Source organism: Streptomyces sp. NPDC030991 (genome assembly GCF_055571235.1).
Map to the genome: position 1 here is coordinate 229,650 of NZ_JBVIFR010000012.1, position 24,326 is coordinate 253,975.

A 24,326-nucleotide genomic window follows, 5' to 3' on the forward strand; every position below is an offset into this window, starting at 1 on the left:
ACGCATGCCCCGTGACGAAGTCACCATCGGACGCTGTATGGCTCAGATCGCGATGGTCATGAACCTCGACAAGTGCATCGGCTGCCACACCTGCTCGGTCACCTGCAAACAGGCGTGGACCAACCGCAGCGGTATGGAGTACGTCTGGTTCAACAACGTCGAGACCCGCCCCGGACAGGGGTATCCGCGCCGCTACGAGGACCAGGAGAAGTGGCGCGGCGGCTGGGAGCTCAACAAGCGGGGTGCCTTGAAGCTGAAGAACGGGGGCCGCTTCAAGAAGCTCGCGGGCATCTTCTCCAACCCCAAGCTGCCGGAGATGAAGGACTACTACGAGCCCTGGACGTACGACTACAAGAACCTGACCGAGGCGCCGCTCGGCGACGACTACCCGGTGGCGGAGCCCCGCTCCCAGATCACCGGCAAGCCGATGAAGATCGAGTGGTCCTCGAACTGGGACGACAACCTCGGCGGCGCGCCGCAGTACGGCGACCTCGACCCGATGGTGCAGAAGACCCGCCAACAGGCGGCGGACAAGGTGAAGTTCGCGTTCGAGCAGACTTTCATGTTCTATCTGCCGCGCATCTGCGAGCACTGCCTGAACCCGTCGTGCGTGGCGTCCTGCCCGTCCGGCGCGATGTACAAGCGCGCGGAGGACGGGATCGTCCTGGTCGACCAGGACCAGTGCCGCGGCTGGCGGATGTGCGTGACGGGATGCCCGTACAAGAAGGTCTACTTCAACCACCGCACCGGCAAGGCCGAGAAGTGCACGATGTGCTATCCGCGCATCGAGGTGGGCCTGCCCACGGTCTGCTCGGAGACGTGTGTGGGGCGGCTGCGCTATCTCGGCGTGATCCTCTACGACGCCGACAAGGTGACGGCCGCGGCGCAGACGCAGGACGACACGGGCCTGTACGAGGCGCAGTTGGGGGTCTTCCTCGATCCGGAGGACGCCGGGGTGCGGCGGGCCGCGGAGGAGGCCGGGATCCCGTTCGACTGGGTGGAGGCGGCGCGCCGCTCCCCGGTCCACGCGCTCATCAGCAAGTACAAGGTGGCGCTTCCGCTGCATCCGGAGTACCGGACGATGCCGATGGTCTGGTACATCCCGCCGCTCTCCCCCGTCGTCGACGCGCTCAACGAGACGGGCCACGACGGCGAGGACCACGCCAACCTCTTCGGCGCGATCGACACGCTGCGCATCCCGCTGGAGTACCTGGCGGAGATCTTCACGGCCGGTGACGTGGGACCCGTCCGCGCGTCCCTGGAGAAGCTGGCGGCGATGCGCTCGCACATGCGGGCCATCAACCTCGGCGGGCCGCCCGACGACGCGATCGCCGCGTCGGTCGGCATGACGGCCGAGCGGATCGAGGAGATGTACCGGCTGCTCGCCATCGCCAAGTACGAGGACCGGTACGTGATCCCGACGGCGGCGCTCGGCGACGCGCAGCGCCTGGAGGAGACGGCGATCCCCGACTCGTGCAGCCTCGACCACGCCGACGGCCCCGGCATGGGCGGCGAGGGCCCCTTCGGCGGCGACTCGGGGAACACCATGGCGGGCGGGCGCAAGCTGTTGCCCGTCGTCTCGTTCGAGAACTTCCACCTCACCAAACGCCGCCAGAGCGCCGACGACCCGAAGGAGAGCCCGTGACCGGCCCCTCAGCCCTCCTCCACCAGGCGGCGGCGCTCTGCCTCACCTACCCCGACGAGGAGTTCTACGAGCGGTTGCCGCTCGTACGGGCCGCCGCGCCGGGGCTGGCCCCCTTCGTCGACCACGCCGAGGCCACGCCCCCGGCGGAGCTGGCCGCCCACTACGTGCAGGTCTTCGACTTCAAGAACCGGCACAGCCTGTACCTGACGTGGTGGCGCGACGGTGACACCCGGCGGCGCGGCATGTCGCTGGTGCGTATGAAGGAGGTCTACCGGGAGCACGGCCTGGAGTTCACCGGGGAGGAGCTTCCCGACTTCCTCCCCGCGGTCCTGGAGTTCTCGGCGCAGGCCGGCCCGTTCCTCCTGACCGAGCACCGCAGCGGCCTCGAACTGCTGCGCCTGGCCCTCACCGAGCACGGCACGCCCTACGCGCACGTCCTCGACGCCGTCTGCGCCTCGCTGCCGGGCCCCTCCCCCAAGGACCGGGCCGAGGCGCTGGCGCTGGCCCGCTCGGGGCCGCCGCGCGAAGAGGTCGGCCTGGAGCCCTTCGGCGACCTCGGTCTGCGTGAACCCCTGCCGCTGTTCGTGAAGGAGCACGCCCCGTGACCACGCTGATCTGGGGCGCGCTGCCCTACATCGCCTTCGTCCTGCTGATCGCGGGCACGATCTGGCGCTTTCGCTACGACAAGTTCGGCTGGACGACGCGCTCCTCGCAGATCTACGAGTCGAAGCTGCTCAACATCGCCTCGCCCGTCTTCCACTACGGCATCCTGTTCGTGCTCGTCGGCCACCTCGTCGGGCTGTTCGTCCCGATGTCGTGGACGGAGAAGGCGCACGTCAGCGAGCACACGTACCACCTGTTCTCGCTGTACGGCGGCACGTTCGCCGGTGTGCTGGCCGTCTGCGGCATCTTCCTGCTGGTGTACCGGCGCCGCACGAAGGCGCCCGTCTTCCGCGCGACGACCCGCAACGACAAGCTCATGTACGTGGTGCTGCTCGGCTCCCTCGTGCTCGGCATGGTCGCCAAGCTGACGCACTCCTCGGGTGACGGCTACAACTACCGCGAGACCATCGGCCCGTGGGCGCGCAGCCTGTTCACGCTCGGCCCGGACACCTGGCGGATGGAGGGCGTGCCGGTGCTGTACCAGATCCATGCGGTAGTGGGCATGTCACTGATCGCGCTGGTACCGTTCACCCGGCTCGTGCATATGTTCAGCGCGCCGGTGCAGTACCTGTTCCGCCCGTACGTGGTCTATCGCAGTCGCGACCCGCGGCAGCTGGCCGCGCGACCGGATCGACGGGGGTGGGAGCGCACCGGCTCGTAGCCGCTGCTCGTCGCAGTCCGGCACGTGGGGAGACGTGACGTGAGTGAAAGACGGCCCGCTCCCACCGTGGGCCAGGTCGTGCTCGGCCGGCGCCTGCGCGATCTGCGGGAGGCCGCCGGGCTCAAGCGGGACGAGGCCGCCCGCTCGCTGCGGGTCACCGGGGCGACGATCCGCAGGATGGAGACGGCGGAGGTCGCGCTCAAGATCCCCTACGTCCAGATGCTCCTGGAGCTGTACGCGGTCCCCGAGCGGGAGATCGAGGCGTTCGTCGCGCTCGCCGAGGAGGCGAACCTGCCCGGCTGGTGGCAGCGGTTCCACGACGTGCTGCCGGACTGGTTCAGCCTGTACGTGAGCCTGGAGGGCGCGGCCGAGATGATCCGCGCCTACGAACCGCACTTCGTGCCCGGCCTGCTCCAGACCGAGGAGTACGCGCGGGCCGTCTTCGACGCCGGCACCGTGGGCCGCTCCAAGCCCGACGACATAGACCGGCACGTGTCGCTGCGGCTGGCCCGCCAGTCGCTGCTGACCCGGGAGGACGCGCCGCACCTGTGGGTCGTCATGGACGAGACGGTGCTGCTGCGTCCGCCCGGCGGGAGCGCGGTGCTGCGCGGGCAGCTCGACCGCCTCATCGAGGTGGCCGCGCTGCCCCATGTGACCTTGCAGATAGCGGAGTTCGCGAGCGGGCCGCACCCCGGCACGTTCGGCCCGTTCACCCTGTTCCGCTTCCCGGTGCGGGAGCTGCCGGACATGGTGTACAGCGAGTACGTCACCGGGGCCCTCTATCTCGACTCGCGTGACGAGGTCGGCACGCATCTGGAGGTCCTGGACCACCTGGTGGCCCAGGCGGCGGGTGCGGAGCGGACGCTGGAGATCATGCAGAAGTGGCGCGCCCGCCTGTGAGCCCTGCGAGCCCCGCGGGGCTCGCGCCTACGAGGCCGTCCCCTTCTCGTCGTCGACGATCTCGGCGTCCACCACGTCGTCCTTCGCCGTCTCGTCCTTCGCCGTCTCGTCCCGCGGTGCGTCGCCCGACGGGCCGTCCGCGGGCCGCTCGTACATGGCCTGCCCCACCTTCTGGCTCACGGTGGCCAGTTTCCGCACCCCTTCGCGCAGGGCGTTCGTGTCCGGCGGGTCGGCGGCCAGGGCGGTGTTCAACTCCGCGGCGGCGGCCTCCACCTCGGTGCGGATCCCGGCCGGCACCCGCTCCTCGTTCTCCCGCAGGAACTGCTCCGTCCGGTACACGAGCTGCTCGGCCTCGTTGCGCACCTCGGCGGTCTCGCGCCGCCCCCGGTCCTCCTCGGCGTGCGCCTCGGCCTCCCGCATCATCCGGTCGATCTCGTCCTTGGGCAGCGCCGAGCCGCCGGTCACCGTCATCTTCTGCTCACGGCCGGTGGCGAGGTCCTTCGCCGACACGTGCATGATCCCGTCGGCGTCGATGTCGAAGGTGACCTCGATCTGCGGGACACCGCGCGGCGCGGGCGGCAGACCCGTCAGGTCGAAAACGCCGAGCTTCTTGTTGTAGGCGGCGATGTCCCGTTCGCCCTGGAAGACCTGGATGCCGACGGACGGCTGGTTGTCGGCGGCGGTGGTGAAGATCTCCGAACGCCGGGTCGGAATGGTCGTGTTGCGTTCGATGAGCTTCGTCATGACGCCACCCTTGGTCTCGATGCCGAGAGAGAGCGGCGTCACGTCGAGCAGCAGCACGTCCTTGACGTCGCCGCGGATGACACCGGCCTGGAGGGCCGCGCCCATGGCGACGACCTCATCCGGGTTGACGCCCTTGTGCGGGTCCTTGCCCGTCAGCTCCCGTACCAGGTCGGAGACCGCGGGCATGCGCGTCGAGCCGCCGACGAGGATGACGTGGTCGACGGCCGACAGCTCCACGCCGGCGTCCTTCACGGCCTGGTGGAACGGCTTCTTGCACCGGTCGAGCAAGTCACCGGTCAGCTCCTGGAACTGAGCGCGCGTCAGCTTCTCGTCCAGGTGCAGCGGGCCCGCGGCCGAGGCGGTGATGTACGGCAGGTTCACAGTCGTCTCGCTCGCCGACGACAGCTCGATCTTCGCCTTCTCGGCGGCCTCGCGCAGCCGCTGCACGGCCATCTTGTCGCTGCCGAGGTCGATGCCGTGCCCGTTCCTGAACTTCGCGACGAGGTGGTCGACGACCCGCTGGTCCCAGTCGTCGCCGCCCAGCTGGGTGTCCCCGTTGGTGGCCTTGACCTCGATGACGCCGTCACCCATCTCCAGGAGGGAGACGTCGAAGGTGCCGCCGCCCAGGTCGAAGACGAGGACCGTCTGTTCGTCGCCCTTGTCGAGGCCGTAGGCGAGCGCCGCGGCCGTCGGCTCGTTGATGATGCGCAGCACCTTCAGGCCCGCGATCTCGCCCGCCTCCTTGGTGGCCTGGCGCTGCGCGTCGTCGAAGTACGCGGGCACGGTGACGACGGCGTCGGTGACGTCCTCGCCGAGATACGCCTCGGCGTCCCGTTTGAGTTTCTGCAGGACGCGCGCGGCGAGTTCCTGGGCGCTGTAGCGGGCGCCGTCGATGGTGCCGCTCTGCGGGAACTGCCAGTCCCCGTCGCCCATATGGCGTTTGACGGAGCGCGCGGTGCGCTCCACATTGGTGACGGCCTGCCGCTTGGCCACCTCACCGACCAGGACCTCGGCGTTCGATGTCCTGGCGAAGGCCACCACGGAGGGGGTGGTGCGCGCGCCCTCCGCGTTGGCGACGACGGTGGGTTCACCGCCCTCCAGTACAGCCACCACAGAGTTCGTCGTACCGAGATCGATTCCGACCGCACGCGCCATGACGCGTCCCCTCTCACATCGCACAGAAGTGGGCCCGCTCGAGTCGCGGCGGACACCGGGTGGTCCGGGTATCCAGCACAAATCTTGAGCGGGCCCACGTCAAGGGGACAACGGGCGCGCGGTCAGGCCAGCTTGGCCGTCAGCGTGATCGTCGTACCCGTGAGCGCCTGGCTGACCGGGCAGTTCTTCTTGGCGTCCTCGGCGGCCGCGGTGAAGCCCTGCTCGTCGAGGCCCTCCACGGTGCCCTCGACGGTGAGGTGGATGCCGGTGATGCCGGTCCCGGGCTGGAACGTGACGTCCGCGGAGGTCACCAGCTTGGTGGGCGGAGTGCCCGCACCGGTCAGGCCGTTCGAGAGCGCCATGGAGAAGCAGGACGAGTGCGCCGCCGCGATCAGCTCCTCGGGGCTGGTCTTCCCGTTGGCCTGCTCGGCGCGCGAGGGCCACGACACCGGCTGCTCGCCGATGCCGGAGGAGTCGAAGGTGACGACGCCGTTGCCCTCGAACAGGTTGCCTTCCCACACGGTGTGTGCGGAGCGCGTGGTTGCCACGATGGTTCCCTTCCGTACGGCCCCCTGCGGCGGGGCCGTTTCCGATTGCCTTCGAACACCATCCGACCACATGTGACTCCCGTGCACCCGCAAGACCCGGCGGCCATCCCGCATCCCGGGCACCATGGCCGGAATCCGCGCTGGGCAAGACCGCACGGCGGTGACACTTTGAGCCTCCGACCACGGGGGTTCCGCACGGAGTTTCGCAGGGGGTTTGGCCATGCGCATGATCTATTCGGACCGCGGTCCGTCGCCACTGGAGACAGGGAAGCCCGGCGCCGCCGACCGCGACTCGACGTTCGGCTGGTGGGGCGCGTTCAGCATCCAGAAGTTCGTCAACCAGAACCCGCTCTCGCACACGCACGAGGACGCCACCGGCTGGCTGGCGTACCTCCAGCAGTTCTACGACCGCAACTTCTGGTTCGCCGACGGCGGCGCGCAGGTGTGGGCGTACGAGGAGACGTACGACAACTGGCAGGACCGGTACGGCATGGACGCCGTCGTCGCCGTGTACCACTCGGGCCACGGCGGCATGGACGGCAACGGCGTCTTCTTCGCGCCGCTGGGCGCCGCGTGGGACAACCGCTCGGACGCGGTCTCCAACCGGATGGCGTTCGGCAACGAGCGGGCCAACTACGTGTTCTGGTCGACGTGCAACTCGCTGCGCGTCCTCGACGGGCACTCCCCCGTCCGCACGTGGGCCGGGCCGAACCTGGGCTCCCGGATGATCTTCGGGTTCGAGACGACGAGCATCGACAGCGGGGACTACGGCAAGAAGTTCTGGGAGAAGTGGCGGGCCGGCCAGACGTACTGCGACGCGTGGCTCAACGCGAGCTGGGACATCTACCACGGCCAGGCGCCATCCGTCGCGGCCACCGGCGCCACGCAGGCCGAGGCGACCAACCGCCTCAACTCCGAGCGAAACTTCTACCGCGAGCACGTCTCCGACGCCTGGTACGCGTGGCGCTGGTACTACGCCCGCGAGGGGCTGCGCGATCCGCTGACGCAGGCGCCGCCGCAGCCGCAGATCGTGCAGCTCGCGCCGCGCGACCCGAGCCGGGAGCTGACCGCGCTCGGACAGCTGGCGCACTTCCCGCAGGCCGCGCTCCAGGAGGTCCAGGTCGAGCGGCAGGGCGTGCTGAGCGCGAACTCGGGCGACCGGTACATCTCGACGGCGCCGGGAGCGGTCCGCTGGGTGAAGCTGGCCGAGGCCAACCACCGCAACACGCGGCAGCTGTCGACCGAACGCGCGGTCGAGCTGGCCCGGCACTTCGTCGAGCAGCACGGCGAGGAGACGGGCGGCGCCGAGCTGGTCGTCGACGGCGTGCACGACCTGATGCAGAACAGCGGCAAGAAGGACGGATCGCAGATCGGCGAGCCGGTGTCGTTGGAGACGCACGTCACGTTCCGCCAGACCTTCGGCGGGGTGCCGGTGATCACGCCGGGGCGCGGCGAGTTCCGGGTGGCGCTCGACAACGACGGCACCGTGGTGCAGGCGACGCTGTCGACCCGGCGGCCCACCGGCGAGGTCCGTACCCCGAGTTCGGCGGTCGCGCCGCCGTCCGGCAAGGGCACGCAGGCCGCGGCGTCGCCCGGCGCGCGTGACCCGCGCCAGGCTCTCGACGAGGCGCAGCAGCGGCGCATCGCGCATCTGACGGCGATGGCGTCGGACAGCGAGCACCCGGCGGCCGACATCGAGGCGCAGCTGGAGGTCAGGGACGTGCCCGGCACGCTGGAGGTCGGTTACGAGATCGAGGGCAACGAGGCCTACCCGGCCGCCCGCAAGCTGATCGAGATCGGCTCGCGGGACAGCATGTTCAAGAAGCTGCGCTGGGTGGTCGCGCCGCTGGCCAGGTGAGCGACGACGATGGGGTCAGTGGGTGGCGGTCCGCTTCTTGCGGGCCGCCATCCACGCGTAGACGAGGACGCCGGCGAAGAGGAAGAGCACGCCCTGGTAGACGGCGGCGTACCCCGCGCCGCCGACCAGCCACATGGAGAAGCCGAACGCGGCGACGGCGAGGACCAGGTCCCGGACCAGCCGCGAGCGCCGCACCCGGTGCCCCTGGCCCGACAGCAGGAAGTAGATCTGCGCGGCGGTGGCCAGCAGGTAAGGGACGGTCGCGGTGAAGGTCGTCACGAGCACGAGCGTCTCGAAGACCCCGCTCGATCCGGCGGTGTAGTTGTAGATCGTCAGGAGTGAGGCGAGGGAGACGGCCACGAGCACCCCGACGGTCGGCACTCCGCGCCGCTTCTTCCCGAAGGCCGGGGGGAACAGACCGTCCTGGGCGGCGGCGTACGGTGTCTGGGCGCTGAGCAGCGTCCATCCGTTGAGCGCGCCGACCATGGAGACGAGCGCGGCGACCGCGACGACGGTGCCGCCCCAGGTGCCGCCGAACATCGCGTTGACGGCGTCGGAGAACGGGGCCGTGGAGGCGACCAGCGTGTCGTGCGCGACCGTGCCGAACACCGACACGGTGCCCAGCAGGTAGAGGAGCGCGGCGAGCCCCGTGCCGAGGACGGTGGCGCGGCCGACGTTGCGCTGCGGGTCGCGGACCTCGCCGGCGCTGACGGACGCCGACTCGACGCCCAGGTAGCTGAAGAGCAGGATCGCGGCGGACGCGGAGACGGCGCCGAGCGCGGAGTCGCCGGTGGCCCGGAACGGGCCCGTGTTGTCCGCGTCGAAGAAGAACAGCCCGCCGACGGCGACGAGCAGCAGCGGCGCGAACTTCAGCACGGTGGAGACCAGTTGGACCGCGCCCACGTAACGGGTGCCCGCGAGGTTGGCGAGCGCGGGCAGCCACTGGCAGGCCAGGGCGGCGACGATCGTCCAGAACGTCGAGCCGCGGATCGGCAGCAGGACGTCGAGGTAGCCGACGGCGGCGACGGCGAGCGCCGCGTTCGAGACCCAGGTGGTGATCCAGTACGACCAGGCGGCCAGGAAACCGGCGAAGTCACCGAACGCCTCACGGGCGTAGACGTAGGGGCCGCCCGTCCGCGGATGCCGGTGGGCGAGGCGGCCGAAGACGAGGGCGAGCGCGATCGCGCCGACCGTCAGGACACCGAAGGCGACGAGGCTGATCGTGCCGTACGGGGCCACGGAGGCGGGGAGCAGGAAGATGCCGCCGCCGATGATGTTGCCCATGACGAGGGCGGTGGCGATGGGGAGACCGAACCTGCGGGCGTGCCTGCTGTCCTGGTCGTCGTCCCTGGCCGGAGCCGTCTGCGTGGCAGGCCCGGTGTCGTGCATGGGGTGGTGCGCCTCTCGGTCGTGCTGCGGAGCCACCCGTCCTCGGACTCCGTGCGTCGAGCGGGCGCCGGGGCGCGGGCGGGGGTTCGCTGTCGGGCTCTTCGGCACGGGATCGCCGGGCGACGCTCCATGGTCGGACGACGCGGCAGCCCGCTCCAAATCAAGCCGTTTTGTCCTGCGCCCCGGGGGGTGCGGCCACAAATGCTGCGACGTCGGGGGTGCGTGGGAGGGAATTCTCCAGTGGGACCTGCGGGCCGTGGCCCTCGCGCAGCCAGCGGCGCAGGACGTGGTGGACCTGTTCGGCGCCGACGAGTTCACCGCCGGCCGGGACCGGCTCGGACAGGGCCGCGGGCGAGAGCAGGAACGGGCGGCCCTGGGCGCCGCCGAGCCCGCCGTGCGAGCCGATCTGCTCCTCGAACGCGAGGACCTCGCCGTCCACCGGGTCGTACCAGGAGTTGACCATGATGTCGGCGGTGTGCGGGAAGGAGTGGGTGCGGCGCACGGCGGCCGCGGCGCCGGGCCCGAAGTCGGCGAGCGGGCCCTGCCCGTCGGCCAGGTCGCAGAGCGCGACCTCGGCGCCCCGCGCGCCGAGCACGACGGCCCCGTGCTCCTCGCTGCGGACCAGGAGGAAGCCGATGCCGGGGTGGTTGGCGAGGGTCGGCAGCAGCGCCGGGTGGCGGGCGTCGATCTCCTCCCGGCTCATCCGGTGCTGCACGTCGGGGAAGGAGACGAGGCCGAGGTTGCCGGAGGCGAGCACGACGGGTTCGTGGTGCTTGCCCTTGGGGGCGGGCTCCTCGACGGGGCGGCGCAGCGCGGCCCGGACGGCGGCGCGGGCCTCGGCTCCGCTGTGGGTGCGCCGCGCCTTGCGCGGCACGGGCAGCCCGCAGCCCGCGCGGACCAGGTCCTGGAGGGTCAGTCCGTAACGGGCGTGGAAGGTCTCGCCCGGGCTCTGGCCGTGGTCGGAGAGGACCACGATGCGGTAGCGGCGCGGGGCGTGCTCGACGACCTTCTCGATCAGCGCGAGCGAGCGGTCGAGCCGTTCGAGGACCTTCTGGGCGTCGCGGCTGAACGGGCCCGAGTGGTGGGCCACCTCGTCGTAGGCGACGAGGTCGGCGTAGACGGCGCTGCGGCCGGCCAGCAGGTCGCCGATGACGGCGGCGACGACGACGTCCCGCTCGACGACGGTCGCGAAGGCGCGGATGAAGGGGTAGAGGCCGCCGCGGCCGATGCGCGGCCGCTGTCTGCGCAGCCGGGCCCGGGTGGACTGGCCGATCTCGCGGCCTGCCTCGGCGAAGAAGGAGAGGGCGGTGCGCACCGCGTTCGCCGGGTCGCAGAAGTAGGCGAAGTAGCCGGCCCGGGAGCGGTTCTCCTTGCCGCGCCGGGCGGCCACGGAGAGGACGAGCGCGACCTCTTCGGCGCCGCCGCTGAAGAGGTTGCCGCGGCTCGCGCCGTCGAAGGTGAGCAGGCCGCCGTCGCCGGTGTGCTCGACGGCGCGGCGCTGCAGCTCGGCGGCGCTGGTGGGCCGGTTGGAGACCTGGATCTCGCCGGTGTCCTTCTCGTACCAGCGGAAGGCGGGGATGTCGTGGTTGGAGCCGTGCAGGATGCCGAGCTGGCTCGCGCCGGTCTGGCTCGACCAGTCGGTGCGCCACGGGGTGAGGCGGTGCCCCCCGTCGCGCAGCCAGCCGCCCACGGTGGGCATCACGTGGTCGCGGGCCGCGCGCAGCAGGACCTCGTGGCCGACGCCGTCGAGCTGGATGAAGACGGTGCCGGGCGCGGGCGGTCCCACGTCGGCCGCCACGTCCTCGACGGCCCTGCGGCGTCTTCGGTCGGCGAGCCGGTACAGGCGCCGCCGGTACGCGTCGTCGTCGCGGACCGCCAGGGCGCCGCCGGTCGCCGACGCCACGGCCGACATCACGGCGGCGACGACGACCGCGGTCTCCGGGCCGGCCTCGCCGCGGCCGTCGGGGACGAGGTGCAGGGCGATCAGGAACAGGGCGCCGTTCAGGAAGAAGACGACAAGGCCGAGGAGGAGGGCCGGCACGAGGAGGAGGGCGCGCACCAGAAGCGGCCAGACCAGCGCCGACAGGAGGGCGAAGGCGCCGGCGCCGAGTGCGGCGGTGGTGGCGACGCGGGTGGCGCTGTCACCGGTGTCGGACTGGAGCTGGAAGTCCGGCAGGAGGCCCGCCAGGACCAGCATCGTCAGGGTGCTCGCCGCCCAGACCGTGAGCGAGCGCCATGCTGTGCTCGCCGCCCGCCGCCACCGGCCTCCGGCCACTTTTCAGGTCTCCTTCGCTTCCGCGCTGCTGCGTCGACTGTCGTCGGCCAGGGTTTCATACGGTTCGGACGGCCGGTCCTGCCCTGTGCCGTCACCGGTGCGCGGGGGCACGGCGGGCCGCGCCCGCGGCTCTCGGAGCGGCGGGGCCGGTCGCGGTTCCCCGCGCCGCCGGGCGGGGTCCGTCAGCAGCCGTCGTAACCGGCGGTCGGCATCGACAGCCGGCGGTGGACCCGCGCCTTCATCTCCGTGTCGTACGACGGCTCGGCGAGGCCCGCCGTCTCCAGGCGGATCCCGCGCCGCGCGCACTCCGCCGAGAACGCGTCGACCGAGCGGAGCGCCGCGTGCAGGACGCGGTCGCAGGGGGCGACGAAGACATCGACCAGGCCCGCGTCGACATCCGCCCACAGGACCTCGTGGTCGGGGCGCACCCCGTGCACGAGAAGCTCCCGGGTGATCACGTAGCCGCGCTCGGCGGCCCAGCGGGCGCACATGGCGTGCTGGCTGCGCGAGTCCACCAGGAAGGGGTCCGCGTCCAGCTCCTCCAGCGGCGTCAGACTGGCGATCGCCGCGACCCGCACGGCGGCGCCGCCCCCGTCCGGTGCGCCCATGGTGTCCCCCTCACCTCACCCTTTGGGCGACGACCCTACTCCTGCACGTACGCTCAAGGCAGTCGCACGTAAGGAGGCACCGGGTGCCGGTGGAGATCACCTGGTGGGGGCATGCCACCTGCACGATCGAGGATTCGGGGACCAGGGTGCTCACGGATCCGCTCTTCGCGCGGCGCCTGGCGCATCTGCGGCGGCGCCGTGGCGCGCCGCCGCCGGCGAGCGCCGCCCGCGCGGATGTGGTTCTCGTCTCACATCTGCACGCCGATCATCTGCATCTGCCGTCGCTGGCCAGGATCGCGCCCGGCACCCGGGTGCTGATGCCGCGCGGCGCCGCCCGCTCCGTGCCGGGGCTCCGCCGGCTGCGGGCCCTTGAGATCACCGAGGTCGAGGCGGGGGCCGTCGTCGAGACCGGCGGGCTCACCGTCAGGGCCGTGCACGCGGCGCACGACGGGCGGCGGCTGCCGGTGGGCCCGCAGCGCTCCCCCGCGCTCGGCTACGTGGTCAGCGGCGAGGCCCGTACGTACTTCGCGGGCGACACCGGGCTGTTCGACGGCATGGCCGAGGCCGTCGGCGAGGTGGACGTCGCGCTGCTGCCGGTCGGCGGGTGGGGGCCGCACCTCGGCCCGCACCACCTCGACGCGGCGCGCGCCGCCGAGGCGCTGGCCAGGATCGCGCCGCGCAGCGCGGTGCCCGTGCACTACGGGACGTACTGGCCGATCGGGCTTGACGCGGTGCGCCCGCACGAGTTCCACACGCCGGGCGAGGAGTTCGTCCGGCAGGCCGCGCTGCGCGCCCCGGACGTGACGGTGCACCACCTCGCCCACGGCGAGAGCGTCCGGCCGGCGGTGACCCGTTGATGCTGGACGCCCTCACCCAGGTGGTGCCGACCGAGTCGACCCAACAGGCCGCCGGCTACCCGACGTTGTTCCTGCTCGTCGCGGTCGGCGCGCTGGTGCCGGTGATCCCGACGGGTGCGCTCGTCAGCTCCGCGGCCGTCGTCGCCTTCCACCAGACCGCGCCGTTCTCGCTGCTGCTCCTGTTCGGTGTGGCTGCGCTCGCCGCGTTCCTCGGGGACATCGCCCTGTACTGGCTCGGGCGGCGCGGCATGCGGTCGAAGAACGGGTCGCGGTGGCTGGAGGCCCTGCGCTCCCGGGCCCCGCAGGAGCGTCTTGAGCAGGCGCAGGAGAAGCTCGCCGACCACGGGGTGATGGTCCTCGTGCTGTCGCGCCTGGTACCCGCCGGGCGGATCCCGGTGATGCTGGCGTGCCTGATGGCGAAGATGCCGCTGCGCCGCTTCGCCCGCGGGGACGTCCCGGCGTGTCTCGCGTGGGCGGTGACGTACCAGATCATCGGGATCCTCGGCGGTTCCCTGTTCAAGGAGCCGTGGGAGGGTGTCGTCGCCGCTGTCGTGCTGACGGTGTTGGTCGGCGCGGCCCCCGCGCTGTGGCGCAAGGTGCGGCGGCTGTCAGGCAGTCAGCACGCGTGACGCGCCGACCGGCAGGTCCCAGAGCGCGGCACGCGGCAGGCCCGCCCGTTCCCAGGCGGCCCGCAGCCGGGTGAGCGGCTCCATGACCGGTTCGGCCGACAGCAGGAACGTGGCCCAGTGCATGGGCGCCATGGCGCGCGCGCCCACGTCCTGCGCGGCCCGCACCGCGTCCTCGGGGTCGCAGTGCACGTCCCGCAGCCACCAGCGCGGCTCGTACGCGCCGATGGGCAGCAGCGCCAGGTCGATGCCGGGGTGGCGGCGGCCGATCTCGGCGAACCAGCGGCCGTAACCGGTGTCGCCCGCGAAGTAGATCCGCTGCCCCTGCCGGTCGGTGAGGACCCAGCCGCCCCACAGGGTGCGGCAGGTGTCCGTGAGCGAGCGCTTCGACCAGTGGTGCGCCGGGACGAAGTCGAAGCGGACACCTTCGAGTTCGGCCGCCTCCCACCAGTCGAGCTCCGTGACCCGGGTGAAGCCGCGCCGGGTGAACCAGCGGCCGAGGCCCGCCGGGACGAAGACCGGGGTGGAGCGCGGGAGCCTTCTGACGGTGGGCCAGTCCAGATGGTCGTAGTGGTTGTGGCTGATGACGACCGCGTCGACGGGCGGCAGCGCGCTCCAGGCGACGCCGACCGGGGTGATCCGGGCCGGGGTGCCGAGGATCTTGCGGGACCACACGGGGTCGGTGAGGACGGTCAGGCCGCCGATGCGGACGATCCAGCTGGCGTGGCCCGCCCAGGTGACGGCGGCCGTACGGGCGTCGACATCGGGCAGCGGGCCCGGTTCGAACGGCAGCCGCGGGATGTCGACGAGGCCCTCGGGGCGCGGCCGCAGCGCGTTCTCGCGGGCGAACCGGGCGAAGGCGCGCAGCCCGGGCAGAGGCGCTGTCAGACGGTCGGCGAAGGACCGCGGCCAGCGGCGCGGCGGTGCCTCGGTGACGCCTGCCCCGCCGAGCGGCCGCGGCTCGACGGGGGGTCTGCCGACCGCGGCGGCATCAGCCCGCTGCGCTGTCGTCGATTCGGACGCCTGGGTCATCGCTCGGACTCCCATCCTTCGCCTGCCGGTCCGTTGCCCGCCGGGCCCGGCGGGCCGGTCCTGCCCGCCGGGTCCGCGCCGTCGCCGAGGTCGTCGAGCACCGCCCCCACCCTTCCCAACAGCCTTGCCACATGCGGCAGTTGCAAAGGTTCCGGCGCGATGAGAGACGCGCCGCGCTCGTCCGGGGTTGATCCGAGGAGCGGACCCGTCGACAGGCGCACCCGCAGCGCCGCGGGATCGTCGCCGAACCGGTGACCGCCGGGGGCCGGCATGCCGAGGCGCTCGGTCAGGAAGTCCTCCAGGTCCTGGGCGTCGCTGACACCGCGGGCGGCGAGCGGCGGGCGCAGCGGGTCCAGGTCGACGTAGAGGTGCCGGCCCGAGCGTGGCGGCCGGGCCAGGCCGCCACCGGCGAGCACGGCGCGGTACGCGGCCGTGGCCACCCGGGCATGCAGGGCGACGGCGGCCGTGCGCCGGGCGGTGACCTCCTCCGGCTCGCCCAGCACGTACGTCGCCGCGGCGGCGAGGGGCGCCGCGAGCACGGCGCCGGTCGCGGTGAGGAAGTCCAGGACGCGGTCGGTGAGGCGGTCGCCGCGCGCGGTCGGCGGGAAACGCGCGCAGGCCGCGGGCAGCGACGGCGGCAGATAGCCGCCGGTCAGCTCGGTGACCACGGTGACCTGGGCGGGGAACATCTCGGCGGGGCTGAACAGCACGGTGTCCGCGTCCGGGTGCAGCGTGTCGCGCCAGGTCTCGTCGCTGACGACGTGCAGGCCCTCTCCCGCGGCGGCCTCCACCGCCTCGTGCAGCACCTCGGGCGGCGGCACGGTCGCCGTCGGGTCGTCGGCGACGGACAGGACGAGCAGCCGGGGGTCGCCGCCCTCGGCCCTGACCCGGCGGACCGTCTCCAGGAGGGCGTAGGGGTCGGGGACGCCGCCGCACTCGGCGGGCGTCGGCACGTGGAAGACGTCGCGGCCCAGGAGGCGGGCCTGCGGCGCCCACCACGCCGGACAGGGGCGCGGCACGAGGACGTCGCCGCCGAGCGCCGCGGTGAGGGCGAGGAGCAGCGGGGCGCCGCCCGGCGCGGCGACGACGCGGGCCCCCTCGGCTGCCAGGCCCCGGCGCTGCCAGTAGCCACGGGCGGCTTCGAGGAGCGCGGGCGATCCGCCGGGCGGCTCGGCGTCCGGGCGTCCGGCGGCCCCGGCGACGACGCCCGCGAGCTCGGGCAGGACCGGCAGCCCCGGCTCGGGCAGCGGCGGCCCGTACCGCACCGGGCCGCGGCCCTCGGGGACGGGCCCGCGGGCCGCGTCCGCGCGGGATGCCCGGGCCGTGGGGTCCGATGGCCGCATGCTGCCTCCGTGCCGTGTGGGGTCGCCGTGCCGCGTGGGTGCGCTGTTCCCAGCGTCACATCCCTGCGGGCACCTGCGCGCGCCGTGCGCCTGCCGGGCGCGTGTCCATGCGCATACCCACGGGACGGACGGACAGGCGAGTGGTCCGGGGCGGGCGCTGCGCCGAACGAGTGAAAGCCGGCCGACACCGGGGCGCCGGGACGGGCGGGTCCGGGGTCAGGGTGTCAGCGCGGCGAACTCCCTCTCGAGACCGCGACCGCGCCGCTCCACGACGGCGCGGGCCACGTCGGCCAGTTTCCGGTTGGTGGTCTGCGAGATACGGCGCAGCACGGTGAACGCCTCGCCCGCGTCACAGCCCAGCACGTGCATGACGATGCCGCACGCCTGGTCGACGACGGGCCGGGTGCGCAGCGCCGCGCCCAGCTGGTCGAGCTCGGTCAGGGCCGCCTGGTAGGAGCGGTCGCGGGCCAGGCACAGGGCGGCCAGCTCGCCGAGGGCACTGACCGGGCCGCGCGGGGCGTCCCGCAGCGTGCCGGCGCGGAAGCTGTAGAGGCTGAGGGTGACGGTGAGGCCGACGCTGCGGAACGGCAACGTCACGCTGGAGCGCACCCCGGAGTCGAGCGCCAGGGCCCGGTACCGCGGCCACCGCCCGTCCTTCAGGAGGTCGGCGCTGTCCACGGGCGTCCCGGCTTCCTCGGCCGCCGGGATCGGGCCCTCGCCGGAGCACAGCTGTTCGCAGGCCAGGGCGGCGAGGTCGGGATGGGTCGCCGCGCAGGCGCGGTCGTCGCCGCCGTCGGATGCGGTGGCCACGGCGCCGCAGCAGTCGGGCATGCAGTGGGCCGCGCCCTCGGCGAGTTCGGAGAGGCGACGGCCGGGGGCCCGGACGCCGGTGCCGTGCTCGCCGGCCTGTGCCCGCGTGCCGGAAGGATCGGGCTGTCGCATCGGTCAACGCCTCCTCCTCCAGCGGGTTCCCCGGGCCGTCCCCGGGAAACAGGAGCGCGGGATAGGTTCTCGGCATGCCGCAGATGGACGAATCCGGTGAAGAGCGCGCGGACTTCGTCCGCCGGGTGGCCGAGCTGAAAGCCGCGCGATCCGTCCCGGCCGACGAGCTGCCCGCCGTGCTCGACGCGGCGCTCTTCGAACTCGACCACGCGGTACGGGAGCTGTTGCCGCACCAGGAGGACCGGCGGGCCGCCGACCCCGGTGCGGAGCCCAGCCGGTCGGCGGCGGCGGACCGGCAGGAACAGCAGTTGCTGCGCGCCGTCTTCCAGCGGCTGCCGCTGCCGGTGGCCCTCGTCGACCGGGAGTCGGTCGTACGGCGGCTGAACTTCGCCGCGACGACGTTCACCGGGGTGCGCGCCGGGTACGCGACGGGCCGCTCACTGACCGCCCTGTTCGCCCACGCCGACCGGGCCGCCCTGCGTTCGCAGGTCGCGGCGGTGGCCCGTGGCGAGGGCGACCGGGGTCTGACCCTGCATCTGCAGCAGAGCCCGCAGACCGCGATCCGTACGTCGCTGACGGGGCTGCGCCCCGGCAACGAGCGGCAGCCCACGGTCCTGGTCCTGATGCGGCCCGAGGAGGACGGCTCCCTGCTCGCGCCGGCGGCGGACCTGGCCGCGTCCGTCCCCGACCTCGCGGAGACCACCCGGCACACGGCGCTGATGGATCTGGTGGACCTGATGGCGCGGGAGCTGCTGGGCGCGCCCGCCGGAGATCCGGCCGAGGTGCTGCGGCGGGCCGCGCGGGCGCTGTACGGGCGGTTCGCGGACTGGGTGGTGGCGGACCGGGGGGCCGCGCGGCCGGTCCGTACGGCGGTGCTCGGCGCCGACGCCGGGGCGGTCCGGGACATCGCCGCGCAGGACCCCGCCGCGAGCCCCCTCGTCGTCGAGGCGGCCCGCGGCGGTTCACCGGCGCTGCTGGTCCGCCCCGAGGACGCGGGGGCGCTGGGCGATGACGCGTCGGGCGCCCCGGTCCTGGTGCGGGCGGACGTCACGTCCCTGTTGTGCGTGCCCCTCGTCCCGGCGCCCGGCGAACCGGTCCAGGGTGTGCTCACCCTGTGCCGGTCCGCGGGCCGGCCGGCGTACTCCATGGCGGAGGCCAGGGCGCTGGACGTGATGTCACGTCACATCGCCCTGGCCATGCGCAGGTGAGGGGCGCCGGCGGTCAGGCCGCGTCGGCCAGGACCTCGGCGCGCAGCCGGTGGCAGCACCGGGTGATGAGCCGGGACACGTGCATCTGCGAGATGCCCAGCTGTTCGGCGATGCGGCTCTGCGTCATGTCGCCGAAGAAGCGCATGTAGAGGATCTGCCGCTCGCGCTCCGGCAGGGCCGCGATACGCGGTTTGACGGCCTCCCGGTCGATGACGACGTCGAGCGCGGGGTCGGCGGCGCCGAGCGCGTCGGACAACGAGTAGCCGTCGTCGCTGCCGGGCAGTTCCGCGTCGAGCGAGAGGGCCGTGAAGCTCTCCAGGGCCTCCAGGCCGGTGTGCACCTCGTCCTCCGTCAGATTCGCGTGCTCGGCGATCTCGGTGGTGGTGGGGGCGCGCCCGGTGATGTTCCCCGCCAGTTCGTGCTGGGCGAAGCGGACCCGGTTGCGCAGGTCCTGGACGCGGCGCGGCACGTGCAGGGTCCACATGTGGTCCCGGAAGTGCCGCTTGATCTCACCGGTCACGGTGGGCACGGCGTAGCTCTCGAAGGCGTTGCCGCGCGCCGGATCGTAGCGGTCGACGGCCTTGACCAGGCCCATCGCCGCGACCTGGCGCAGGTCGTCGTAGGACTCACCGCGGTTGCGGAACCGGCCGGCGAGCCGGTCGGCCATCGGCAGCCAGGCCTCCACGACATCGTGGCGCAGCTCGTCACGGGCCGGGCCGTCGGGCATCGCGGACAGTTTGGCGAACGCTTCGGCCGTGTCGGGTGCGTCGTCGTGCGGGTGGCGCCGACGGGGCTTCGCCGGGTTCACGGGCGCGCTGGTGGGCGTACGCATGGATCGCAACTCCCCTGGAGGTGCTTTGGGGTTCGGTGGTCACCGTGGGAGTCGCGCCTCGCTACAGCGTCGGACACACCCGGGGTGGATACCGAGCGGCATCTCTCCCACGGACGTGCCTCCAGTCCGAAGCACTCACCTACGCCTGCCCGCCGACCGGGGGAGCAAACGCATAGCTGTCGAGGAGAGGGGTACTGCGGCCGGGCACCGTGTCCGCGTCCGCCGCGTCCGAGGGAAGAAGGGCCCACGACCATGGCCGTTCTGGTGAGAGAAGTCATGACGCCGGGCGTGGTGACGGTCCGCTCCGACGCGTCGCTCGTCGAGGCCGCGCAGCTGATGCGCGCCCAGGGCATAGGGGACGTCCTGGTGGCGGCGGACGGTCTGGTGGTGGGGGTGCTCACCGACCGGGACATCACGGTGCGCGCCGTCGCCGACGGGGCGGATCCGCTGACCGTCAGCGCGGACGCCGTGTGCACGCCCGTCCTGGTGACCATAGGTCCCGACGAGGCGGTGTCCGCGGCGGTGGCGCTGATGCGGGAACACGCGGTGCGGCGCCTGCCGGTGGTGGAGGACGGCCGCGCGGTGGGCACGGTGACCCTGGGCGACCTGGCACCGTCTCAGGGCCCCCGGGACCACGAGGGGCCCCGGGGGAGGTCCTAAGTCCGGCCGGCTGGAACGGTCGGGCAGGTCGTGGCGAGGCTAGCGCGGGCGCTCCACGCGGCGTTCGTCCCAGACCGGCTCCGAGGTCTCACGGAGCCGGCCGTCCGCGCCGAAGACCAGGTACCGGTCGAAGGCGCGGGCGAACCAGCGGTCGTGGGTGACCGCGAGGACCGTGCCGTCGAAGGACTCCAGGCCCTCCTGGAGCGCCTCGGCCGACTCCAGGTCGAGGTTGTCCGTCGGCTCGTCCAGCAACAAGGCCGTGGCGCCCTCCAGTTCGAGGAGCAGGATCTGGAAGCGGGCCTGCTGGCCGCCCGAGAGGCGCTCGAATTTCTGCTCGGCCTGCGCCGTGAGTTCGTAGCGGCGCAGCAGGGACATCGCGGCGCCCTTGTCCTTGGCGTGGTCGCGCCAGAGGATGTCGAGGAGGGGGCGACCCTGGAGTTCGGGGTGGGCGTGCGTCTGGGCGAAGTGGCCGGGGACCACCCGGGCACCGAGCTTCCACTCGCCGGTGTGCGCCACGGACCCGTCCCCGGCGAGCAGCCGCAGGAAGTGGGACTTGCCCGAGCCGTTCGAACCGAGGACGGCCACCCGCTCGCCGTAGAAGACCTCCAGGTCGAACGGTTTCATCAGGCCCGTCAGTTCGAGGCCCTTGCAGGTGACGGCGCGCACTCCGGTGCGGCCGCCCTTGAGCCGCATCGTGATGTCCTGCTCGCGCGGCGGCTCCGGCGGCGGCCCGGCCTCCTCGAACTTGCGCAGCCGGGTCTGGGCGGCGGAGTACCGGGACGCCATCTCGTGGCTGACCGAGGCCGCCTGGCGCAGGCTCACCACGAGCTTCTTCAGCTGGGCGTGCTTCTCGTCCCAGCGGCGGCGCAGCTCCTCGAACCGGGCGAAGCGCTCGCGCCGGGCCTCGTGGTAGGTGGCGAAGCCGCCGCCGTGCACCCAGGCGTCGGCGCCGCCGGGGGCCGGTTCGACGCTGATGATCTTCTCGGCGGAGCGGGCCAGCAGCTCGCGGTCGTGGGAGACGAACAGCACCGTCTTACGGGTCTCGCGGAGCTTCTCCTCCAGCCAGCGCTTGCCCGGCACGTCGAGGTAGTTGTCCGGCTCGTCCAGGAGCAGGACCTCGTCGCCGCCGCGCAGCAGCGCTTCGAGGACGAGGCGCTTCTGCTCACCGCCGGAGAGGGTGCGCACCTCACGGAATTGCGCCTTGTCGTAGGGCACACCGAGCGCGGCCGTGGTGCACATGTCCCACAGCGTCTCCGCCTCGTACCCCTGTGCCTCGGCCCAGTCGGCGAGGGCCTGTGCGTAGTTCATCTGCGCGGCCTCGTCGTCGACGGTCGTGATCGCGTGCTCGGCCTTGTCGACCGCCTGCGCGGCCTCGCGGATACGCGGCGACGCCACGGAGACGAGCAGGTCGCGCACGGTCGAACCGTCGCGCACCGAGCCCACGAACTGGCGCATCACCCCGAGACCGCCGCTGACCGTGACGGAGCCGCCGTGCGGCTGGAGCTCGCCGGAGATCAGCCGCAGCAGGGTCGTCTTGCCCGCCCCGTTCGGCCCGACCAGGGCGACGACGGCGCCCTCGCCCACCCGGAACGAGACATCACCGAGCAGCGCCCGCCCGTCCGGCAGGTAGTACTCGATGTGCGCGGCTTCCAGATGTCCCATGGTCGCGCATTCTTCACGGCCGTGCGGGTGACGGGCAAACCAATAGGGCGCGCGAACCTGGGTGCGGGGCCCGGGCCGGGGTAGTCGTCGTGGCATGTGTGCCGACTTCGACCTCACCAAGCTGGCGCGGGCCGCGGACGACCCGCCCCGGCCGGGCCCTCCCCTGCGCGACCGGCTGGCCGCTCTCGACCGGCGGCTGTTCGAGTCCGCCGCCGGGGCGCGCTGGCCCGGCGCCGAGCGAATCCTGCCCGGCCTGAGCCGGGCCGCGAACCACGGCGTGCTGTGGTTCGCGGTGGGCGGGGCGCTGGCGGCGACGGGTTCGCCGCGCGCCCGCCGGGCCGCGATGCGCGGGGTGGCCTCGCTTGCGCTGGCCTCCGCCACGATCAACACGCTCGGGAAGCGGTCGGTGCGCCGGACGCGGCCGGCGCTCGACGCGGTGCCGATAGTGCGCCGGCTGAAGCGGCAGCCGTTCACCACGTCGTTCCCTTCGGGCCACGCGGCCTCGGCGGCGGCGTTCGCGACGGGCGTCGCCCTGGAGTCGCGGGGCTGGGGCGCGGCCATCGCCCCGGTGGCGTTCTCGGTGGCGGCCTCCCGCGTGTACACGGGCGCGCACTTCCCCGGTGACGTGATCGCGGGCGCGGCGCTCGGGGTGGGCGCCGCGTTCGCCGTCCGGGGTCTGGTGCCGACCCGCGACCAGATGCCGTCGCCGGGCCGTCCGCTCGTCGACGACGTGCCGGCGCTGCCCGACGGCGAGGGCCTGGTGATGGTGGTCAACACCCAGGCGGGCACCCCGGAGCGGGTGCGTGTCCTCAAGGACGCGCTGCCGCTGGCCGAGTTCGTGGAGTGCGAGGGCCCCGAGATCCCGGACGCCCTGGAGAAGGCGGCGGCCGGTGCCCGCGCGCTCGGCATCTCCGGCGGCGACGGTTCGGTGAACACCGCGGCGCGGGTGGCGCTGCGGCACGGGCTGCCGCTCGCCGTGCTGCCCGGCGGCACGCTGAACCACTTCGCCTACGACCTCGGCATCGAGGACGCGGGCGACCTGGTGCGGGCCGTCATCGGCGGCGACGCGGTCGCGGTCGACGTCGGCCGGTTCCGCTCGGGCAGGGCGTCGGGCATCTTCCTCAACACGTTCAGCCTGGGCGCCTATCCGGAGCTGGTGCGTGAGCGCGAGCGCTGGTCCGGCCGGATCGGCGGACGGCTCGCCGATGTCGTGGGAGCGGTGCACGTGCTGCGCCGCGACCACCCGCTGGAGGTCGAACTGCACGGCGAGAAGAAGCCGTTGTGGCTGCTGTTCGCCGGGAACTGCACCTACCGGCGGATGGGTCTGACGGCGGGCCGGCGCGCGGATCTCGCGGACGGCCTCCTCGACGTGCGCACCGTCAGCGGCGGCCGGCTGCCCGGCGTACGGCTGCTCGCGGCGGCTCTGTCGGGTCCGCTGTCCCGCTCCCCGTTCCACGCCGCGACCCGGCTCACGAAGCTGCACATCGACGGCGTGTCACCGGGGACACCGCTCGCGTACGACGGTGAAGTCATCGAGTGCGAGGGGAAGTTGACGATCGACAAGCAGCACGAGGCGCTGCGCGTGTACCGGCCGCTGAGCATACTGTGACACCCTTCTGGTCCACACTGCGAGACGTATATCTCACGATCCGGCTACCCGACGTACGGTGACGGTCCCGCCCGGCGCTCCTCGTCCGGGCGGGCCGTCGCATCGTGAAGGGGATCGGTCATGCCGCAGGAGACCGCCGTGTACACCCACGGCCACCATGAGTCCGTGCTGCGTTCGCACACCTGGCGCACCGCCGCCAACTCCGCGGCCTACCTTCTCGGCTCGATCAAGCCGCACATGCGGATCCTGGACATCGGCTGCGGCCCGGGCACGATCACCGCGGACCTGGCCGCACTGGTCCCGGACGGCCACGTCGTCGGGGCCGACCACGCCCCGGGAATCCTGGACCACGCCCGGGCCACGGCCGCCGCACGGGGCCTGACCAACGTGGAGTTCACCACCGCCGACGTGCACGCCCTCGACTGGCCCGACGACACCTTCTGCGTCGTGCACGCGCACCAGGTCCTGCAGCACGTCGGCGATCCGGTGCGGGCGCTGCGCGAGATGCGGCGCGTCACCAAGCCGGGCGGGTTGATCGCGGTACGCGACTCGGACTACGCGGCGATGACCTGGTACCCGTCGTCGCCGGGCATGACCGACTGGCTGGACCTGTACCGGCGGGTCGCCCGGGGCAACGGCGGGGAGCCGGACGCCGGACGGCACCTGAAGTCGTGGGCCCTGGAGGCGGGTTTCGCGGCGGCGGACATCACGTCCACGGCCGGTACGTGGTGCTACGCGACGCCGGACGAGATCGCCTGGTGGAGCGGGCTGTGGGCGGACCGCACCGTCGCCTCCGCGTACGCCGACCGCGCGACGGAAGGCGGCCACGCGAGCGCCGAACAGCTGACGGCCGTCTCGGAGGCGTGGCGGGAGTGGGGCGGGCACGAGGACGCGTGGTTCGCGGTCCTGCACGGCGAGCTGCTCTGCCGCAAGCAGGCGGACGCCCCGGCGTCCTGACACCCAGCGGCTCCGCCGGACCTGGCGGAACCACTGGGCCTGCCGGAACTGCCGGACCGGACACCTGTGCCGTCGGGCAGCAACGGGCAGCACTGACGGACGGCTCGTTGCGCGGCAACGAGCCGTCCGTTGTCAGTCGGAACCGGTCGGGC

The 24,326-nt window shown here is 72.9% G+C and carries 21 protein-coding genes; 11 read left to right on the forward strand and 10 right to left on the reverse strand.

The genetic code is table 11. From position 1 onward, the window contains the following. Window positions 1-4: 4 nt before the first annotated feature. The 4 genes from narH to ACZ45E_RS23445 are packed head-to-tail and all read left to right on the forward strand — an operon-like array spanning window position 5 to window position 3,869. Window positions 5-1,645: a nitrate reductase subunit beta gene (gene narH, locus ACZ45E_RS23430; RefSeq protein WP_468223481.1), complete on the forward strand. Its 1,641-nt coding sequence runs from the start codon at window positions 5-7 to the stop codon at window positions 1,643-1,645. Next, window positions 1,642-2,250 carry a nitrate reductase molybdenum cofactor assembly chaperone gene (narJ, locus tag ACZ45E_RS23435; protein WP_468223483.1) on the forward strand — a complete coding sequence of 203 codons (609 nt, stop codon included), beginning with the start codon at window positions 1,642-1,644 and terminating at the stop codon, window positions 2,248-2,250. Before narH ends, narJ begins: the two co-directional genes overlap by 4 nt. Beyond that, window positions 2,247-2,969: a respiratory nitrate reductase subunit gamma gene (gene narI, locus ACZ45E_RS23440; RefSeq protein ID WP_468223486.1), complete on the forward strand. Its 723-nt coding sequence runs from the start codon at window positions 2,247-2,249 to the stop codon at window positions 2,967-2,969. The genes narJ and narI overlap by 4 nt, the downstream gene beginning before the upstream one ends. A gap of 39 nt (window positions 2,970-3,008) precedes the next feature. Further along, on the forward strand, window positions 3,009-3,869 hold the full coding sequence (locus ACZ45E_RS23445) for a helix-turn-helix domain-containing protein (RefSeq protein ID WP_468223488.1): 861 nt from the start codon (window positions 3,009-3,011) through the stop codon (window positions 3,867-3,869). A 27-nt stretch (window positions 3,870-3,896) separates the two neighbouring features. Here ACZ45E_RS23445 and dnaK read toward each other — a convergent pair whose 3' ends face one another. Together dnaK and ACZ45E_RS23455 are read right to left on the reverse strand one after the other, a co-directional pair. Beyond that, entirely contained in the window at window positions 3,897-5,768 is a 1,872-nt protein-coding gene (dnaK, locus tag ACZ45E_RS23450) for a molecular chaperone DnaK (protein ID WP_468223491.1), read from the reverse strand. 122 nt (window positions 5,769-5,890) lie between these two features. Next, on the reverse strand, window positions 5,891-6,316 hold the full coding sequence (locus ACZ45E_RS23455) for an OsmC family protein (protein WP_468223494.1): 426 nt from the start codon (window positions 6,314-6,316) through the stop codon (window positions 5,891-5,893). 220 nt (window positions 6,317-6,536) lie between these two features. Here ACZ45E_RS23455 and ACZ45E_RS23460 point away from each other — a divergent pair, with 220 nt between their 5' ends. Continuing rightward, window positions 6,537-8,174 (forward strand): DUF6345 domain-containing protein, encoded by a 1,638-nt coding sequence (locus ACZ45E_RS23460; RefSeq protein WP_468223496.1) that lies wholly within the window; start codon window positions 6,537-6,539, stop codon window positions 8,172-8,174. 15 nt (window positions 8,175-8,189) lie between these two features. Here the strand turns inward: ACZ45E_RS23460 and ACZ45E_RS23465 are convergent, their stop codons facing one another. From ACZ45E_RS23465 to ACZ45E_RS23475, 3 genes are all read right to left on the reverse strand, one after another. Further along, window positions 8,190-9,563, reverse strand: a complete 1,374-nt coding sequence (locus ACZ45E_RS23465; RefSeq protein ID WP_468223499.1) for an amino acid permease — start codon at window positions 9,561-9,563, stop codon at window positions 8,190-8,192. 160 nt (window positions 9,564-9,723) lie between these two features. Further along, a complete protein-coding gene (locus ACZ45E_RS23470) occupies window positions 9,724-11,838 on the reverse strand; it encodes a phage holin family protein (RefSeq protein WP_468223502.1) in 2,115 nt (704 codons plus the stop codon). A 182-nt stretch (window positions 11,839-12,020) separates the two neighbouring features. Next, on the reverse strand, window positions 12,021-12,446 hold the full coding sequence (locus tag ACZ45E_RS23475) for a hypothetical protein (RefSeq protein WP_468223504.1): 426 nt from the start codon (window positions 12,444-12,446) through the stop codon (window positions 12,021-12,023). Window positions 12,447-12,529: 83 nt separating this feature from the next. On the opposite strand from ACZ45E_RS23475, the gene ACZ45E_RS23480 reads away from it, so the two are divergent. Together ACZ45E_RS23480 and ACZ45E_RS23485 are read left to right on the forward strand one after the other, a co-directional pair. Further along, window positions 12,530-13,303: an MBL fold metallo-hydrolase gene (locus ACZ45E_RS23480; RefSeq protein WP_468223507.1), complete on the forward strand. Its 774-nt coding sequence runs from the start codon at window positions 12,530-12,532 to the stop codon at window positions 13,301-13,303. Continuing rightward, window positions 13,303-13,932, forward strand: coding sequence for a DedA family protein (locus ACZ45E_RS23485; protein WP_468223509.1), 630 nt, complete (start codon window positions 13,303-13,305; stop codon window positions 13,930-13,932). The genes ACZ45E_RS23480 and ACZ45E_RS23485 overlap by 1 nt, the downstream gene beginning before the upstream one ends. Here the strand turns inward: ACZ45E_RS23485 and ACZ45E_RS23490 are convergent. From ACZ45E_RS23490 to ACZ45E_RS23500, 3 genes are all read right to left on the reverse strand, one after another. Continuing rightward, complete coding sequence (locus ACZ45E_RS23490) at window positions 13,912-14,961, reverse strand: MBL fold metallo-hydrolase (RefSeq protein ID WP_468223510.1); 1,050 nt, start codon at window positions 14,959-14,961, stop codon at window positions 13,912-13,914. The genes ACZ45E_RS23485 and ACZ45E_RS23490 overlap by 21 nt on opposite strands. Continuing rightward, a complete protein-coding gene (locus ACZ45E_RS23495) occupies window positions 14,958-16,304 on the reverse strand; it encodes an aminotransferase class I/II-fold pyridoxal phosphate-dependent enzyme (protein WP_468223512.1) in 1,347 nt (448 codons plus the stop codon). Before ACZ45E_RS23495 ends, ACZ45E_RS23490 begins: the two co-directional genes overlap by 4 nt. A 216-nt stretch (window positions 16,305-16,520) precedes the next feature. After that, on the reverse strand, window positions 16,521-17,246 hold the full coding sequence (locus ACZ45E_RS23500) for an ANTAR domain-containing response regulator (RefSeq protein WP_468223515.1): 726 nt from the start codon (window positions 17,244-17,246) through the stop codon (window positions 16,521-16,523). 74 nt (window positions 17,247-17,320) lie between these two features. Here ACZ45E_RS23500 and ACZ45E_RS23505 point away from each other — a divergent pair, with 74 nt between their 5' ends. After that, window positions 17,321-18,454: a PAS domain-containing protein gene (locus ACZ45E_RS23505; protein WP_468223517.1), complete on the forward strand. Its 1,134-nt coding sequence runs from the start codon at window positions 17,321-17,323 to the stop codon at window positions 18,452-18,454. Between the two features lie 13 nt (window positions 18,455-18,467). On the opposite strand, the gene ACZ45E_RS23510 is transcribed toward ACZ45E_RS23505, so the two are convergent. Beyond that, on the reverse strand, window positions 18,468-19,286 hold the full coding sequence (locus ACZ45E_RS23510; protein WP_468223518.1) for an RNA polymerase sigma factor SigF: 819 nt from the start codon (window positions 19,284-19,286) through the stop codon (window positions 18,468-18,470). Window positions 19,287-19,538: 252 nt separating this feature from the next. Between ACZ45E_RS23510 and ACZ45E_RS23515 the strand changes: the two genes are divergently transcribed. Further along, the gene (locus ACZ45E_RS23515; RefSeq protein ID WP_468223521.1) at window positions 19,539-19,946 is read left to right on the forward strand and encodes a CBS domain-containing protein; all 408 of its coding nucleotides are present in this window, start codon (window positions 19,539-19,541) and stop codon (window positions 19,944-19,946) included. Between the two features lie 39 nt (window positions 19,947-19,985). On the opposite strand, the gene ACZ45E_RS23520 is transcribed toward ACZ45E_RS23515, so the two are convergent. Continuing rightward, complete coding sequence (locus tag ACZ45E_RS23520) at window positions 19,986-21,608, reverse strand: ABC-F family ATP-binding cassette domain-containing protein (protein ID WP_468223523.1); 1,623 nt, start codon at window positions 21,606-21,608, stop codon at window positions 19,986-19,988. A 94-nt stretch (window positions 21,609-21,702) separates the two neighbouring features. On the opposite strand from ACZ45E_RS23520, the gene ACZ45E_RS23525 reads away from it, so the two are divergent. Both ACZ45E_RS23525 and ACZ45E_RS23530 read left to right on the forward strand, forming a co-directional pair. Continuing rightward, window positions 21,703-23,217: a phosphatase PAP2 family protein gene (locus ACZ45E_RS23525; protein ID WP_468223525.1), complete on the forward strand. Its 1,515-nt coding sequence runs from the start codon at window positions 21,703-21,705 to the stop codon at window positions 23,215-23,217. Window positions 23,218-23,337: 120 nt separating this feature from the next. Next, window positions 23,338-24,174, forward strand: a complete 837-nt coding sequence (locus ACZ45E_RS23530; protein ID WP_468223528.1) for a class I SAM-dependent methyltransferase — start codon at window positions 23,338-23,340, stop codon at window positions 24,172-24,174. Window positions 24,175-24,326: the final 152 nt, after the last annotated feature.